General features: G+C 43.1%; 8 protein-coding genes. 5 read left to right on the top strand and 3 right to left on the bottom strand.

The window, feature by feature from the left end; genetic code table 11:
* Positions 1 to 63: 63 nt before the first annotated feature.
* Positions 64 to 6,225, top strand: coding sequence for an AAA family ATPase (locus tag RMZ41_RS22345; protein ID WP_322645157.1), 6,162 nt, complete (start codon positions 64 to 66; stop codon positions 6,223 to 6,225).
* Entirely contained in the window at positions 6,222 to 6,701 is a 480-nt protein-coding gene (locus RMZ41_RS22340) for a response regulator (protein WP_322645158.1), read from the top strand. The genes RMZ41_RS22345 and RMZ41_RS22340 overlap by 4 nt, the downstream gene beginning before the upstream one ends.
* A gap of 147 nt (positions 6,702 to 6,848) precedes the next feature.
* Here RMZ41_RS22340 and bioF read toward each other — a convergent pair whose 3' ends face one another.
* From bioF to RMZ41_RS22325, 3 genes are all read right to left on the bottom strand, one after another.
* The gene (gene bioF, locus RMZ41_RS22335; RefSeq protein WP_322645159.1) at positions 6,849 to 8,033 is read right to left on the bottom strand and encodes an 8-amino-7-oxononanoate synthase; all 1,185 of its coding nucleotides are present in this window, start codon (positions 8,031 to 8,033) and stop codon (positions 6,849 to 6,851) included.
* A gap of 147 nt (positions 8,034 to 8,180) precedes the next feature.
* Positions 8,181 to 8,813 carry a Holliday junction branch migration protein RuvA gene (gene ruvA, locus RMZ41_RS22330; RefSeq protein WP_109007998.1) on the bottom strand — a complete coding sequence of 211 codons (633 nt, stop codon included), beginning with the start codon at positions 8,811 to 8,813 and terminating at the stop codon, positions 8,181 to 8,183.
* Positions 8,813 to 9,571: a sucrose-phosphate phosphatase gene (locus RMZ41_RS22325; protein ID WP_322645160.1), complete on the bottom strand. Its 759-nt coding sequence runs from the start codon at positions 9,569 to 9,571 to the stop codon at positions 8,813 to 8,815. The genes ruvA and RMZ41_RS22325 overlap by 1 nt, the downstream gene beginning before the upstream one ends.
* Before the next feature lie 291 nt (positions 9,572 to 9,862).
* Here RMZ41_RS22325 and RMZ41_RS22320 point away from each other — a divergent pair, with 291 nt between their 5' ends.
* The 3 genes from RMZ41_RS22320 (at position 9,863) to RMZ41_RS22310 (ending at position 18,196) form a co-directional block, all read left to right on the top strand.
* Positions 9,863 to 10,159, top strand: a complete 297-nt coding sequence (locus tag RMZ41_RS22320; RefSeq protein ID WP_322645161.1) for a hypothetical protein — start codon at positions 9,863 to 9,865, stop codon at positions 10,157 to 10,159.
* 360 nt (positions 10,160 to 10,519) lie between these two features.
* Complete coding sequence (locus RMZ41_RS22315; protein ID WP_322645162.1) at positions 10,520 to 11,530, top strand: chemotaxis protein CheB; 1,011 nt, start codon at positions 10,520 to 10,522, stop codon at positions 11,528 to 11,530.
* 282 nt (positions 11,531 to 11,812) lie between these two features.
* Positions 11,813 to 18,196 (top strand): AAA family ATPase, encoded by a 6,384-nt coding sequence (locus RMZ41_RS22310; RefSeq protein ID WP_322645163.1) that lies wholly within the window; start codon positions 11,813 to 11,815, stop codon positions 18,194 to 18,196.
* Positions 18,197 to 18,229 lie beyond the last annotated feature (33 nt).

Here is an 18,229-nt window from a genome sequence, read left to right as displayed (position 1 = left end):
TAAAATCTACATTTTCGTGAACCTCAATTATCTTTATATGTAACAATTGCCAGCACTTTAACCATGTTAGAAATTCCTGGATATCAAATTTGCACAAAAATCTATGAAAGTGCTAATTCACGAGTCTATCGGGGAATTAATCAACAGAAGAATTTGCCTGTAATCTTCAAGGTTTTAAATAAAGACTACCCTACTCCCGAAGAAATTACGCGCTATAAGCTCGAATACGAAATTACACGTAGCTTGTCATTGAAAGGTGTTGTCCAGGCTTATTGTTTACAGCAATATCAAAGTACTTTTGCAATCATTTTGGAGGACTTTGGGGGCGAAGCTTTAACAAACATCCTAGCAAAAAGAAAGTTTACATTAACAGATTTTCTGAAATTAGCCATTCAGATTACTGAAATTTTAAGTGCAATTCACACAGCGAATATAATTCATAAAGATATCAATCCATCTAATATTGTTTTAAATTCAGAAACAAAACAAATTAAAATTATTGACTTTGGTATTTCTACTGTTTTATCGCGTGAGACATTAATTCTCAAAAATCCAACAGTATTAGAGGGAACACTAGCTTATATATCTCCAGAGCAAACTGGCAGAATGAATCGTTCTTTGGATTATCGAACTGATTTTTACTCTTTAGGTGTCACCTTTTATCAATTATTGACCCATCAATTGCCATTTGAATCAAGTGATGCACTGGAGTTAATTCATTATCACCTAGCTTTAGAACCTGTTCCACCCCACTTGATCGACCCAGGAATTCCTGTGATGGTTTCAGAAATTGTTTTGAAACTATTAGCGAAAACAGCAGAAAATCGCTATCAAAGTGCCTGGGGAATTAAAACTGATTTAGAAGATTGTCTGAAACAACTACAACACAGGGGAAAAATTGAGTATTTTTTGTTAGGACAACAGGATATTTCTGATAAGTTTTATATCCCTGAAAAACTCTATGGCAGAGAAAGGCAGGTGGAGATTTTATTAGCGGCCTTTGAAAGAGTAGCAGGTAAAGACAACGCTAATTTAACAGGGTCTACTTCGCAAGTAGAAGTGATGTTGATAGCAGGCTACTCTGGTATTGGCAAGTCAGTTTTAGTGCAGGAAATTTATAAGCCGATTACGCAACAACGAGGATACTTTGTTTCAGGTAAATTCGATCAGTATCAGCGCAATATCCCTTACTTTGCGATCGCACAAGCCTTAGAATCATTGATCGAGCAATTACTGACTGAAGACGAAGTGCATCTGTCTCAGTGGCGAGAGAACCTTTTAGCTGTCCTTGGTTCAAACAGTCGAGTGATTACCCAGGTAATTCCAGCATTAGAATTGATTGTAGGTAATCAACCAGAAGTACCTGTATTACCACCAACGGAAGCCCAAAATCGCTTTCACCAAGTTTTCCAAAATTTCATTCGGGTTTTTACCCAATCAGAACATCCACTAGTAATCTTTTTAGACGATCTCCAGTGGGCAGATAATGCCTCGCTGAAACTGCTGCAACTACTAGCTACTGCTACAAAGGGGCAATCTTTGTTGTTGATGGGGGCATACCGGTATAACGAGGTTAATGCCGCTCATCCCCTGATCCAGATGGTAGAGGAAATTCGGCAGGGTGGAGGAGTGGTAAACGAACTTTCTCTTTTGCCATTGAGCCTACCTGATATCAATCAGTTCATGGCCGATACATTGCACTGTCAATCAGAGGATTGTCTGTCACTGGCTGAACTGGTGCAACGAAAAACTGGTGGCAATCCCTTCTTCATGAATGAATTTTTGAAATCTCTCTACACTGAAGGGCTACTGAAATTTAATTGCCAAACCAAAAAATGGCAATGGTCGATAGAGCAAATTCAAGAGCGGGAAATCACAGATAATATTGTAGATTTGATGGCAGGGAAAATTCAAAAGCTCAACAAAAATACGCAGGAAGTGTTGCAGGTAGCCGCCTGCATTGGCAACTCTTTTGATTTGGAAACCCTGGCATTGACTGCTCAATTATCACAGCGAGAAACCGTGCAGGCATTGGCAGTGGCGATCGCTCAAGGATTAATTCTACCCCTGAGTAATGCCCACAAATCGGTTGAGTTGGATGTACCACTTCCTAGCGATCGCCCAGCCATCGAATACAAATTCATTCACGATCGCATTCAGCAAGCAGCCTATTCCCTGATTGCCGAAGCTGAGCAAAGCCAGATACATTGGCAAGTCGGACAGTGCTTATTACAAATAACTCCAGCAGAACATTTAAAAAACCAAATTTTTGATATCACCAACCAATTGAACCTGGGCAAAAAACTCCTCAAAACTCAATCGGAGCAGGATAACTTGTCTCGGTTAAATCTAATGGCGGGGGAAAAAGCCAAAGCATCAGCTGCTTATGACGCTGCATGGAAATATTTGCAAACTGGTTTGGATCTGCTGACAACCGATAGCTGGCAAACGAACTATGATTTTACCCTTACTCTGTATAGTGCAACAACAGAAGCAGCCTATCTAAGCGGTAATTTTGAGCAAGTAGAGCCACTGTTCCAACAGGTAATTAACCACGCCAAAACCCTACTAACCAGCTTAAAAGTCTACGATGTCAAAATTCAGACTCGTGTTGCTCAAAGTCAATTGCTTGAAGCAATTCAAATTGGTTTACAGCTACTTCAGCAATTAGGAATTCACCTCCCCATCCAGCCAACCTTTGAGGATGTTCAGCAAGCACTCTCAAAAACTGCCTCAAAATTGGCAAATAGACGCATTGAAGATTTAGTTGACTTGCCAATGATGTCTGAGCCAGAGGTACTGGCGGCAATGCAGCTTTTGACAAGTATGTGTGCATCAGCTTATTTGGCAGTTCCTCCCCTATTTCTGCTCGTTGTCCTCAAAATGGTGGATTTGCTGGTTGAGTACGGAAACATGATGTTAGCTCCCTTTGCTTATGCCGCTTATGGGATTATTCTCTGTGGAGTTGTATTCGACATTGAAGCAGGATATCAATTTGGTCAACTAGCCTTAAGTTTGCTCGATCGCTTAGATGCTAAACCCATTCAAGCTAGAACTTTATTCGCGGTTAGCAATCAGATTAATGTTTGGAAGACACACCTAAAATACAGCCTGAAGCCACTCCAGAATTGCTCTCAGGTTGGTGTTGAGCAAGGCGATTTCGAGTTTGCTGGCTACGCTGCCATGTACTTCTGTGGTTATTCATTTGCAGTCGGTCAACCTCTGGCTGAACTCCAATTACATCTAACCAGTTATGCCCAAGCAGTAAAACAAATCAAACACTCGGCGGGGATTCATTTCGTAAAGATTTGCTGGCAAACTGTTTTGAACCTGGTTCAGGAAGTTCCTAATCCTGGTATGTTATCGGGTCAAGCTTACGATGAAGCAACCCGACTACCCCAGATGCAACAAACCAATTTTCACGGGGGTTTGTTCTTTTTCTACCTGAATAAATTATTTCTCTGTTATTTATTTGAGGATGCAAATCAGGCCATTAGCAATGCTGTCCTCGCCCAAGAGTATTTACCAGCCATGACCGGAGCGGCATTGGTTGGCATCTTTCATTTCTACGATTCTTTATGTCGGCTGGCGGTATATTCCAATACAGATGTGGCGAACCAATTCCAGTTGCTGGAGCAGGTAGCAGAAAATCAGGCAAAAATGAAAAATTGGGCGCACCATGCCCCAACGAACTATTTACACAAATGGCATCTGGTAGAAGCAGAACGGCATCGGGTATTGGGTGAAGTAGTAGAAGCAATGGATGCCTACGATCGCGCCATCGCCCTGGCGAGAGAAAACGAATACCTCCAAGAAGAAAGTCTGGCCAACGAATTAGCAGCCAAGTTTCATCTAGCAAACAATCGGATAACGATCGCCAAAGCGTATCTACAAGAGGCGAGGTACGGCTACCTGCGTTGGGGAGCAACCGCTAAAGTCCAAGATTTAGAAAGACGCTATCCTCAACTGCTAGAGGTGCGATCGCCAAGAAGTGAAACACGTAAATTTAACCCTACAGAATCGGCTTTCAGCAACTTAGAAACACTTGATTTAGAAACAGTATTGAAAGCCTCTCATGCGATCGCCAGTGAAATTTTGTTAGATAAACTCCTGGCAAAACTAATGACCATTTTGATTGAAAATGCTGGGGCGCAAACTGGTTATCTGATTTTGCCAACACAAGAGAAATGGCGGATTGAGGCAATGGGAACCATTGGCGATCAGAAAGTAGCTGTTTTGCAATCAATACCTCTGGAATCGAGATCGCAAGACAGCACCCCTTACTTGCCAACTTCCTTAATCAACTATGTAGTTCGCACCAAAGAAACCGTCGTCCTCAACAATGCGACTCAATTCGGCAACTTTCAATCTGAACCCTGGATTGTGCAACGCCAATCGAAATCGATTCTTTGCGCGCCTCTATTGAACCAGGGAAAACTGACAGGAATTGTCCTTTTAGAGAATAATCTTAGCACCAGGGCATTTACCCCAGAGCGAATTGAAATCCTCCATCTACTTTTTACTCAGGCAGCTATTTCCATTGACAATGCCCGTTTATTGAAGCAAGAGGCAGAACTGAATCAATCATTACGGGCTGAAATTGCCGAACGTCAAAGAGTAGAAAAAGACCGCGATCGCATGATTGCTATTCTCGAAGCATCCACCGATTATATCGGCATGGCCACCCCCCAAGGCAATGTCCTCTGGAATAATACTCAGTTTCGGAAACTCCTGGACGTTTCTTTAGATGTAGACCTCTCCAACTTGAGTATCGCAAATTACCATCCCCAGTGGGCATTAGAAATTATTCAAAACCAGGGCATTCCTCTGGCGATTCGAGATGGCACTTGGGTGGGTGAAACTGCTTTATTGGAAAGTAATGGCAGAGAAATTCCGGTTTCTCAAATGATCATTGCTCATAAAGCAACAGATGGCAGTCTGGAATATTTGTCTACCATGATCCGAGATATCAGTGAGGCAAAACGCCGGGAAGAAGCTCTGAAAAGATCGGAAACAACGCTGCAAAACTTGGTTATGGGAACGGCTGCGGTTACAGGAAAAGATTTTTTTGCAGCTTTGGTTGGTCATATTGCCAAAGCTTTGCACGTCCGCTATGCCCTTGTTACCGAACTAGTAAATGGCAAATTAAAAGCTCTGGCTTTTTGGGCACATGGGGCATTACAACCAGAAATATCCTACTTTCCGGCGCGTACACCATGCGAACTTGCCTTGAGAGACGGATTATTTTACTGCAAAAGCTTTGTTCAGCAAATTTTCCCAGAAGACTTAGACTTAGTGGCAATGCAGGCAGAAAGTTATCTGGGTATTTCCTTAAAAAATGCCAATGGCGAACCAATTGGTAATCTTTGTATTCTTGACATACAACCACTGTTAGATACGCAACAAATAGAAGTAATTCTCAGGGTATTTGCTGCCCGCGCAGCAGCAGAATTAGAGCGCAATCGGGCGATTGAAGCCCTGCATCAATTGAACCAGTCTTTAGAAGTCAGGGTCAAACAACGAACTGCCGAATTAGAAGCTGCTAACAAAGCATTAGAGGCGTTTTCCTACTCAGTTTCTCATGATTTACGCGCACCACTGCGGGCGATCGTTGGTTTTTCGAGAATGATGCAAGAAGACTATAGCGAACAACTTGATGCAGAAGGTAATCGTTATCTGAAAATTGTGCGGGACAACGCTAAACGTATGGGTGAATTGATCGACGATCTGTTGAACCTATCCCGCCTAGATCGTAAAGAAATGTCCCAGCGACCTATTTTTATAAATGAGATGATTCAAAAGGTGCTGAGTGATTTAGCCCCAGATTTAGAGGGTCGTGAGATTGAATTTGCGATCGCTGATTTACCCAATTGTCAAGCAGACCCTTCCTTGCTCAAACAAGTCTGGATAAACCTTTTGTCAAATGCCATCAAATACACCCGCTACAAATCCCCTGCGTGTATTGAAGTGGGCTATGAGATTATGAATGGTGAAGGAGTGTATTTTATCAGAGATAATGGGGCAGGATTTGATATGCGGTATGCCGATAATCTGTTTGGAGTATTTCAACGGCTGCACCGCGAACAAGAGTTTGCAGGTACGGGGATCGGACTAGCGATCGTGCAACGCATTATTCAACGCCACAGTGGGCGGATCTGGGCTGAAGCTGCGATCGATCGAGGCGCAACCTTTTATTTCACCCTTCAAGGGTCTATTAACCCATGAGTGACCAAACCATAGATCGGCCCCCCGATCCATCTTCAGAGCAACCACTTTCCATTGTGTTAATTGAAGATAATCCCACTGATGCCGAGCTAACTATCCGAGCATTGCGTCGCGGTAGAATTGGCAACAATATTAAACTACTCGAAGATGGAGCCGAAGCCCTAGATTTTCTCTTTTGTCAGGGAGAGTACGCTCACCGTAGCATGACAAATCAACCCAAAGTCATTTTGCTAGATTTGAAATTGCCAAAGATAAGTGGATTAGAAGTTTTACGGCAGATCAAATCCGATGCACGCACACAAATGATTCCGGTTGTGGTGTTGACCTCTTCTGCTGAAGACCAGGATTTGATCGAGAGTTACCAGCTTGGGGTGAATAGCTACATCGTCAAACCTGTAGATTTTGAACAATTTAATCAAGCTGTTGGACTGCTTGGTTTTTATTGGATGTTATTTAACCGATTACCAGTTTTGTAAAAGGAATGGGGAATTGGGAATGGGGAATGGGGAATTGGGAATTGGAAAATTTTAGGTTCTGAGGTGGATGAACGGAGTTCTGATGTGGATTAACGGAGTTCTCAGGTGGATGGGCGAGTTCCCAATGCCCAATGCCCAATGCCCAATTCAAATAATATCCTTCACCACTGATACCAATTTTTCAATATGTGCTATTTCATGAGTTGCCATTACAGATATTCTGATTCGACTTGTGGGCACTGTAGGGGGACGAATTGCTGGGGCAAAAATGCCCACATCTTTTAGCTGTTTTCCAGCTTTGAGGGCATCTGTGGCATTAGCCAATTGAAAACATAATATTGGTGATTCAGAAGGCAGCAATTTCAAATTAGGTAATTGTTGCAGCAAACTTTTCAAGTAATGTATATTCCCCCACAATTGGGCGCAGTGTTGAGGTTCTTGTTGCACTATCTTGATTGCTGCTAAGGCGGCGGCTGTATCAGCAGGCGAAAGCCCAGTGGTATAAATCCAACTGGCTGCGCGGTTCCGCAAAAAGTCAATTAAGGCGCTACTTCCCGCTACATAACCGCCTAAACTACCCAAAGCTTTACTCAAAGTACCAATTTGAATTAATTGCTTTCCTGTACACCCAAAATGCTCGACACACCCAGCACCAGTTTTCCCTAATACCCCGGTAGCATGGGCTTCATCGACTAGCAGCATACAGCTAAATTCATCAGCAATATCCAACAGCGCGGGCAACGGACATAAATCGCCGTCCATGCTGAAGACGGTATCAGTAAGAATCAAACAGCGTCGGTAATTTTGCCGTTGTTGACTCAACTGAGTTTTTAGTACTTCAACATCGCAGTGCGGATATTCTACAACTGCTGCACCGCTAAGAATCGCTCCATTCTTCAAACTGGAATGATTGTACTGGTCAGATAAAATTAAGTCGCGCTTGCCCACAAGGGCAGTAATTGTACCCAAATTGGCAAGATACCCGGAACTAAATACTAAGGCAGCTTCTGTTTGTTTGGTAGATGCGATCGCCTTTTCTAACTCCCCATGTAATTCTCGATGCCCACTGAGTAATCTAGAACCAGTACTACCAGTACCAAATTCTGCGATCGCAGCAGTTGCGGCTGCCATCAACCGCTCATCCCCAGCCAATCCCAAATAGTCATTGCTGGCAAAATTAATCACCTCTTGCCCAGCTAAAACCACCGTTGCACCCGGACGACCGTTGATAGGTTGTACCGAACGATACCAGTCTGCTCGATGAATTGTTGCTAAGGACTGTTCTAGCCAAGCATAAGGATCGCGTCGCTTCGTTCCGAATTCAAAATTCAAAATTCAAAATTCAAAATTAATGATCCCTATAAATAATAAATAAATTTAGGGACTTGTATCATGAGTTGTTTTCGGTCAGTGGTCATAAGGGGGGACAGGGGGTGAATAAGAAATGACAAATGACCAATGACCAATGACAAATGACAATTAAACTTGTTCGCTACTGAGATGAGCGATCGCTTGTTTAATCCAATCTTCGACGTAGGCATCTTTGGGTAGGCCGATATCTTCGCTCACTACATGGAGGGCGTGACTGACCTCATGGGCAGTGTATCCCAAGGCGAAGAGGGTCATTTGTACCTCTTCGAGAATTCCTGGTGCTGGCCCGCCTGTGGCGACGAAGAACCCGGCTGATTTGCGCCACTCGACTAATTTGCTTTTCAGTTCCAAACAGATGCGCTCTGCGATTTTTTTACCAACACCAGGAGCCTGAATTAGGATTTGTGTATTGCCAGCGATAATTGCTTGGACTAAATCTGGTAGTTCCAGAGTGTCTAAGAGGGCGATCGCTAAGGCTGCACCAATCCCTGTGACAGTCAGCAGGTGGCGAAATAAATCGCGTTCGGCTGGTGAAGCAAAACCATATAGGAACGGCACTTCTTCCCGAATTTGTAAATGGGTAAAAATTTGCGCCACTCCTCCCGACTCTGGTAACTGATTTGCTAGCCGTTGGGGAACTTGCAAATCATACCCCAAGCCATTGACTTCCAGAGTCAGAATCACGCGATTAGCGCCAATTGTTTGGATACCAGCGACTATACCTTTTAAATAACTAATCATTACAAGAGACCAAAATAATTTAAGCCTTCAATAATCCCACCTGCACAAAAACCTTTTGCCAGGTAGCGGTGCGTAGCAGGATGCTCGTTATGCCATTGGAGTAACTCTTTTCGGGCATTCCCGACGATGATTCCCCGTTCGTTGCCTACAGCAAATAAAGCAATATCATTACCCGAATCACCACAGACAACTGTTTGTTCTGCTGCAAATTTCCACTTCTGGCGCAAAAACTGCATTGCCTGACCTTTATCGCTGCTATGGGGTACAATGTCAAGGTCTATTCCGCTACTGTAGATTAACTTTACATTTAATTTAGATTTCTGCAACTCTGCTTCAAGTTGTGGTAGAACATTTGCAGATGCATCTGCCTCTAGAAAAAAACTCACTTTGAAGGGACGCTGTTCTGAATCTGGTTGCCGAACTAACTCACGGTATTTTCGGGTAATAGATAATACAGCTTCCCGCTCCCATCCTGGAGAGAGAATTTCTGACCAATCTGAATCTGGTGTATCATTTCCATTAAGGTAAATCTCAGTACCTACAGAAAGGACGAGGGCATCCGGTTGTAAAAGATTTTTTTGAGCTTGGAGTTCTTTATAAAGTGAAGGCGATCGCCCGGTAGAATAAACAATTTTAGTGCCATATTCTTGGCGATGTCTGTTCAGCAGTTGATTTAGTTCAGGTATTGCGCTGTCATCGCCCACAGTCCGATATACGAGGGTATCATCTAGATCGGTTACAAAAAGAAATGGTTTCATGATTAAAGCTCTTGCAAAATTTCGTTATTTTACCGCGTGAAGAGAATTTTGCAAGAGGTTAAAAAAACAAGTTGGAAACTTGCGTTTACTGATAACTTTATAGACTAAATAGTTATTAGAAAGAATTTGGTCTAGCATAATGGCGCTATGAAAAACTCCACCCACAGGGGGATGGAGAATGGGGAATGGAGAATGGGGAATGGGGAATGGGGAAGAGCCTCTAATGCCCATTCCCCAATGCCCCAAGCGGCGGGGCGGCTGTATACACACAAGTCCTAAAAACTTAGCTTGATGAGGCTTTCCTCATTCTCATACACAGCATTGTCAGTCGATGCAATGGGATTGTTAGTCAATGCAATGGGATTGTCAGTCGATGCAATGGGATTGTTAGTCAATACAATGGGATTGTTAGTCGATGCAATGCAATTGTCAGTCGATGCAATGCGATTGTTAGCCGATGCGATGCGATTGTCAGTCGATGCAATGCGATTGTTAGCCGATGCAATGCAATTGTCAGTCGATGCAATGCGATTGTATGGTCAAGACACTTGTCCCGGATTTCTCACCACACCTCGAATGGAGGAGTAAGGAGTAGTGAGTAAGGAGTAATGAGTAATGAGTTATGAGCGAATACTTCAATATTTTATTTCTTACTCATTACTTCTTATTTCTTACTCATTACTTATTACTCATCATCAAACGCTTTGGAGCTTGTGAGAAATGCGGGTTGTGTATACACCGTAGCCCAAAGAGCGGGGAGGGGTGCAATGACTGTGAGAATCGTAACTAAATTATGCGGACATGATATTATCCGTCTAAAGTCCTATTCCTCAAATGAAGAATAGATCCTCTCAAAGCTAGGTGAGCAAATTCTTTGGTTGCGTTAGTCTCAATACTGGCAGAGAACGGGCTTTTGTTGCTCACGCTGCCATGTAGAGGAAATCATTAATGCTTGAGTACAATATCATCGTCGTTGGAGCATCAGCAGGCGGAGTTGAGGCGCTTAGTTATTTAGTTAAACAATTACCGCCCGATCTCAATGCCGCTATAATGATAGTCCTTCATGTATCAAGTCACGGCATGAGTGTTCTGCCGGATATATTGAGTCGCGCTGGCAAGTTGCCAGTGTCTCACGCTCAGGATGGCGAAGCTATTGTTCGTGGATGGATTTATGTTGCTCCGCCTGACTACCACTTACTGGTAGAACGCGGGTATTTGCGTTTGACGCGGGGTGCAAAAGAGAACCGTCATCGTCCTGCCATTGATACATTGTTTCGTACAGCAGCGCGAACCTATGGGCGGCGCGTGATTGCTGTGCTACTAACAGGTATGCTTGACGACGGCACAGCAGGAGTAATGGCTGTAAAAATGCGTGGGGGTGTGGCAATTGTCCAAAATCCTGACGATGCTTTGTATCCTGATATGCCCCGTAATGCGATCGAGAACGTAGAGGATATTGACCATAAGCTGCCACTTTCAGATATTCCTTCTATTTTAGTAACTTTAGTTAACACGCCAATGGAAGTAGAACCAGAAAATCCCATACCTGACAAGATGGAGTTTGAATCTAAAATAGCGCAATTGGATTTGGAAACAGTAGAAAACGAAGCCAAACGACCTGGTAAACCATCAACCTATGGTTGTCCTGACTGCGGCGGTATTCTCTGGGAAGTTGAGGAGGGGAATTTGTTGCGCTTCCGGTGTCGCACAGGTCATGCTTTTTCAGCAGAAACTCTGCTAGCTACGCAATCAGATAAGCTGGAGGATGCATTATGGATCGCTTTTAGAGCGTTGGAAGAAAAAGCTTCCTTATCATATCGTATGGCTTCAAGGATGGAGGCTCGTAACCAAACTCGAGCAGCACAAAGATGCAAGGAGGAGGCGGAGTCTGCCAGACAGCGCTCCGCCATTATTCGAGAAGTTCTTTTGAAGGTCGATGCAAACACAGATATTGATTGAATTTGTGTATCTGTGTAGATTGGATCGAGTTGGATATCTGAAACGCCTGCCTGCGGAGGATTGCGCCTATGCTAACGTGCAGTTTCTCGTATAGCCGGGGACTGGGGATTGGGTGAAAAGTCTTTTTGTGTCTAAGTTTCATTATCTGTTGATGTCATAACCACCAAGGCTTGTGCTGCTATACAAGCGATACATCAAGAAAGTAAAAAATTACCGAAGCTTGTTACACAATTTTTCGTTTGGGGAATTCTAAATTTACTAGAGAAACTCCCCGAAAAAGTTATGAGTGCAAAAGTAGATGTAACTGTGACACTGGTAGGCTACCAAATTAGAGAGCAACTATATTCAGGTTCACGCACACTCGTATATCGGGCAGTCAGAGAAGCAGATAACCAAGTAGTTGTAATCAAGCTTTTAAAACGGGAATACCCTAGCTTCAGTGAACTAGTACAGTTTCGTAACCAATATGCCCTTGCCAAAAATTTAGAAATTCCTGGGATTATTAAGCCCTACAGCCTAGAACCCTATCACAATGGCTATGCTTTAATAATGGAAGATTTTGGTGGCATATCACTGCGGCAATTTACTCAAGAACAGCCACAAAACTTAGAGCAATTTTTGATTATAGCGATACAACTGACAGATATTCTGCACCAGTTACATCAACAACGGGTGATTCATAAAGATATTAAACCCGCTAACATCTTAATTAACCCAGATACCAAGGTGTTAAAGCTGATAGACTTCAGCATCTCCTCTTTGTTACCCAGAGAAACCACTGAGATCCAAAATCCCAATGTGTTGGAAGGGACTCTGGCTTATCTGTCACCGGAACAGACAGGACGCATGAATCGGGGGATTGACTACCGCAGTGACTTTTATTCATTGGGAGTAAGTTTCTTTGAGATCCTAACAGGAAAACTGCCTTTTGATTCTCAAGATCCGATGGAGTTAATGCATTGTCATATTGCAAAACTTCCTCCTAATGCGTGCGATGTCAACTCTGAGATCCCTTTAGTTGTGGAAGAGATTATTCACAAGTTGATGGCGAAAAATGCCGAAGATCGTTATCAGAGTGCGTTGGGACTCAAATATGATTTGCATCTGTGCATAGAACAACTGAAAAAAATCGGGAAGATTGAGCATTTCCCCATTGGAGGGCAAGATGTAAGCGATCGCTTTGCGATCGCAGAAAAACTCTATGGCAGGGAGCAAGAAGTTAAAATATTGCTAGAAGGATTCGAGCGGGTTGCCAATGGAGCGTCGGAGTTCATGTTAGTGGCGGGATTCTCCGGCATTGGTAAAACGGCAGTGGTGAATGAAGTACATAAGCCCATTGTCAGGCAACGAGGCTATTTTATCAAAGGCAAGTATGACCAGTTCAATCGCAACATTCCCCTGAGTGCCTTTGTCCAAGCCTTTCGTGACTTAATGGGGCAGTTGTTAGGCGAAAATGACGCTCAATTAAAGCAATGGAAGAAGAAGATTCTGACAGCCTTGGGGGAAAATGCCCAAGTAATTATCGATGTGATTCCTGAGTTAGAGCAGATTATTGGGCAACAATCCCCAATGGTAGAACTTTCAGGTAGTGCTTCCCAAAACCGTTTTAATCTGTTATTCCAAAAATTTATTCAAGTGTTCGCTACAGTCACCCATCCCTTGGTGATGTTTTTGGATGACTTACAGTGGGCAGATTCCGCATCACTGAACTTGATTCAAGTGTTGCTCGGACAAAGAGAAAGTGGCTTCATGTTATTGATTGGTGCATATCGTGATAATGAGGTTTCACCCGCTCATCCATTGATATTGACGTTAGAAGAAATTAAGAAAGCTGGAACTCAGATAAATACAATCACACTAGCTCCCTTAAGTCAAGAAAGTCTAAATTCGTTGGTGACAGATACATTGCAATGTTCAGCAGCGATCGCCCAACCTTTGACTGAGTTAGTTTATCAAAAAACCCAAGGAAACCCGTTTTTCAGCACACAGTTTCTCAAGGCACTATATGAAGAGGGAGACATTGAGTTCGATCCTCAAGTTGGACATTGGCAGTGTGATATTAGTTATGTGCGATCGCTCTCTCTCAGAGATGACGTGGTAGAGTTCATGGCAATGCAGTTGCAGAAATTGCCAGTTGCTACTCAAAATGTCTTGAAACTTGCAGCGTGTATTGGTAACTCTTTTGATTTAGCAACGCTGGCCATTGTCTATGAATTGTCTCAAACTGAAACTGCTACTGACTTGTGGAAAGCCCTTCAAGAAGGATTAGTGATTCCCAGTAATGATATTTACAAGTTTTATCAGTCAAAATCAGAGTTGCTGATTGAAGAGAATAAGCAGATGCAAGCAGCACTAACTGATGAAAAACTCCACCCCCTTGTGGGTGGAGTTTTTGGGAATGGGGAAAAGCCTCTAACGCCCAATGCCCAATGCCCAATGCCCCAAGCAGCGGGGCGGCTATCTCTCTCCACCCACAAGGAGATGGAGTTTCCCGCCGCTTTCGATGAAAAAGTGATTGCTTCTTACAAGTTTCTGCACGATCGCGTCCAACAAGCTGCTTATTCGCTCATTCCCGACAACCACAAACAACTGATGCACTTAAAAATTGGGCGATTGCTCTTAAGTGCAATGAATGAGGCGGAAAAAGAGGAAAAAATCTTCGAGATTGTTAATCAATTAAATAAAGGAGCCGATTTAATTGTCTTAGCAACTGAACGGGAGACATTAGCAAAGCTAAATCTAGTTGCTGCACAAAGAGCCAAATCTGCAACTGCTTACGTTGCAGCAATTGAATACGCCACTAAAGGCATACAATTGCTGACAGAAAGTTGTTGGCAGCAATGCTATGATTTAACATTGGCTCTCCATGATTTAGCCGCAGAAGTAGCCTGTCTGAGCAGTGACTTTAGGCTTATGGAGCAGATAGTTGACGAGGTAGTGCAAAATGCTCGTCAACTACTAGACAAAGTGAAGGTCTATGAAGTAAGAATTTTAGCTGATGTAGCTCAGAGTCAGCAGCCCAAAGCCATTAAAACTGCTCTTTCTGCTTTGAAATTGTTTGGAGTGTCATTTCCAGAGCAGCCGACTAACGCAGATATTACTGAAAGTTTGCAACAAACTCAAGATGTATTAAAAGAAAAACCTTTAGAAGATTTGTTGGAACTGCCTGAGATGAAAAACCCGAAAGCTTTGGCAGAGATCCGAATTTTAGCAACTGTGACAGCAGCAGTCTATCAAGCGGTTCCAGAATTACTGCCGTTAATCGTGTGCAAGCAGGTGAAATTATCAGTTGCTTATGGTAATGCGGCGGTATCAGCACAGGCTTATGCTTGGTATGGAGTCATTTTATGCGGTATTGGAGAAATAGATTTAGGCGATCGCATTGGCGAACTGGCAATGGGCTTACTATCACGCTTCGAGAGTAGAGAATTTAAAGCCAGCACGATTAACATGGTTTATCCCTTCGTGAAGCCTTGGAAACATCATATTCAAGATTCACTCGCTCCTCTGCTCGACGGATACCATAGCGGTCTAGAAACGGGTACTTTAGAATACGCAGCCTACTGTGCCTATAATTACTGTTCGCTGTCCTTTTTTCTCGGAAAAGATTTGTCAATTCTAGAACCAGAGATGAAGGTTTACAGTCAGGCATTGGCTCAACTCAAACAGGAAGTTGCTCACAATTATTTAAGAGTCTTTTATCAATCTGTTTTAAATTTACTCGGACAGAGTAAGTGTCCTTGGGAAATTCGAGGTGTGGTTTATGACGAACAAATCATGTTGCCTAAGCATCAGCAGGCTAACGATCTTTATGCGATGGGAACACTGTATATCAATAAACTAATTCTTTGTTACTTGTTTAATGAATGGGAGCAAGCAGTAAAAGTGGCAGTTAATGCCAAACAATATTTGAATGGTGTATCCGGCTGTTTCATGATTCCGGTGTTTCACTTTTATGATTCATTGACTCATCTGGCGATGTTACCCAACGCCCAAGGTAAGGAAGGTAATAGTTTGCCCGAGGAAGTGGTTGATAACCAGAAGAAACTGAAAGAATGGGCAAACCATGCGCCTACAAACCATTTACACAAATTTTATTTGGTTGAAGCAGAACAGTATCGGGTGTTGGGGCGGATGTATGAAGCGATGGATTACTACGATCGCGCGATCGCATCCGCCAAAGCAAATGCATATATCCAAGAAGAAGGATTAAGCAATGAATTAGCAGGCAAATTCTATCTCGAATGGGGCAAAGAAAAACTCGCCCAAGCATATATGCAAGAAGCCTACTACTGCTACGCCCATTGGGGAGCTAAAGCCAAAGTCGCCGATTTAGAACAGCGCTATCCTCAGCTTTTAGCCGCAATTGTGCAACAACGACAACCGTCACTTAGGGCATCTGACACAATTTTTGCCCCAGCTTTTCATTCTACTCAAACCTCTAGCAGCATTATTACAGAATTGCTCGATCTGGCAACCGTTCTCAAAGCCTCTCAAACTCTTTCTGGTGAAATTAAACTAGAAAAACTCCTCATGATGCTGCTTCAGATAGTAATTGAAAATGCTGGGGCAGAAAAATGCGTGTTAATGTTGGTGCGGAACGATTGCTTACTGATCAAAGGAACCGTCAGCGTTAATACTCAACCCATTATTCTGCAAAGAATTCCAGTCGAGGAAAGCCAAGATATTCCTCTGAGACTGATTTATCACGTCAAACATTCCTTACAACCTGTGGTGTTGGTAGATGCAACTACCGATCCAACTTTTGCCAACGATACCTACATTCTCAGCCAACAGCCAAAAAGCATTTTGTGTAGTCCAATTCTCTATCGGGGTGAATTCACAGGTGTTCTCTATTTGGAGAATAACTTGACGACTGGGGCATTTACTAGCGATCGCGTTGAACTGCTTAACCTGTTATGTACTCAAGCCGCTATTTCTCTAGAAAATGCTCGCCTCTATGAGCAGACACAACAAACACTAACAGAACTGCGTGCCAGTGAAGACCGTTTCCAGAAGGTAGTTGACAATATTCCAGGTATGGTATTCCAATTTTGTCTGGCTACCGATGGCTCTTTCTGGACACCCTACGTCAGTTCGGGTTGCTATGACTTGTATGAGGTTGATCCAAAGGAAGTGATGGCAGGGGTATACAACATTCACCTCATGGCGCATCCAGACGATTCCTCAACGCTGGGACAGTTAGTTGCTGATTCTGCCCGAATGTTAACGCCTTTTAGTCATGAGTGGCGAATTGTGACTCCTTCAGGCAAAATCAAATGGATTCAATGTGTTTCTCGACCAGAACTGCAAGCCGATGGCTTGATTGTGTGGGATGGGGTGGTAATTGATATTAGCGATGTCTACGATGAGCTTCGTTTACGCAAACAAGCAGAAGCCGCACTTCAAGAGAAAGAGCAGTTTTTGAGCAGCATTTACAACGGAGCCGAAATGAGCATCTTTGTGGTGGATGTGTCGGAAGATCGTCGCTTCTATTACGCCGGATGGAACGCTCTTTCAGAACGAGCCTGTGGAATTAGTAGTGCTGATGCCGTGGGCAAAACGCCCGCTGAAGTGCTTGAGGCAGCACAGGCTGAAATTATGCAACAACAGCTTACTGAGTGCGTTAGAACGGAAATGCCCGTTTATCATGAGCAGTGTCTAACCTTTGATGGGCAGGAAACTTGCTGGCTGATCAATTTCAACCCACTCAAGAATAATGAGGGACGGATTTACCGGATTATTGGCACAAGCTTTGAAATTAGCGATCGCAAACGCGCCGAAGCTCAATTGAACCAGCGCACGATAGAACTAGAGCAAACCCTACAAGAACTCCAGCATACCCAAATGCAGATGATCCAAGCCGAAAAAATGTCAGGATTGGGGCAATTAGTAGCAGGTGTTGCCCACGAAATCAACAACCCAGTCAACTTTATTTTCGGCAATCTTAGTCACGCAAATGACTATACCAAAAATATTCTAAGACTTTTGGAACTTTATCAGAAATATTACCCAACCCCCCATTCTGAGATTCAAGAAGAAGCCGAGGCGATGGACTTGGAGTTTGTGCTAGAAGACTTACCCAAACTTATGTCTTCTATGCGAATTGGAGCAGAACGCATTCAAAAAATTGTTATATCTCTACGCACTTTCTCTCGTATGGATGAAGCTGAGATGAAAGAAGTCAATATTCATGAGGGAATTGATAGCACATTGATGATTCTGCAACATCGCCTGAAACTGAAATCTGATTCTCCTGGTATTGAGATTGTCAAAGATTATGGGGAGTTACCATTAGTCGAGTGCTATGCCGGACAACTCAACCAAGTGTTTATGAATATTTTAAGCAATGCTATTGATGCGCTAGAAGAAGCTAATACTCAACACCAATTTTTAACTCCTACCATTACGATTACCACTTCCTTGCTACAAAGTAAACAAGTTGTCATTAAAATCGCAGATAATGGCCCTGGAATTCCTGCTAATATCAAGCAACGATTATTCGATCCATTCTTTACTACAAAAGCGATCGGTAAAGGTACAGGAATGGGACTTTCTATTAGTTATCAGATTGTGACTGAAAAACACAAAGGCAAATTGCAATGTGTTTCTGAGCCAGGACAGGGAGCCACATTCTTCGTTATAATTCCGATTTGCCAATCTTGATTTGTCATTGGTCATTTGTCATTTGTCATTTGT

The sequence above is a fragment of the Nostoc sp. DedVER02 genome, assembly GCF_034530675.2.
Lineage (GTDB): Bacteria > Cyanobacteriota > Cyanobacteriia > Cyanobacteriales > Nostocaceae > Nostoc.
The sequence above is the reverse complement of the archived record's forward strand: the minus strand, read 5'-3'. Positions and strand labels throughout refer to the sequence as shown.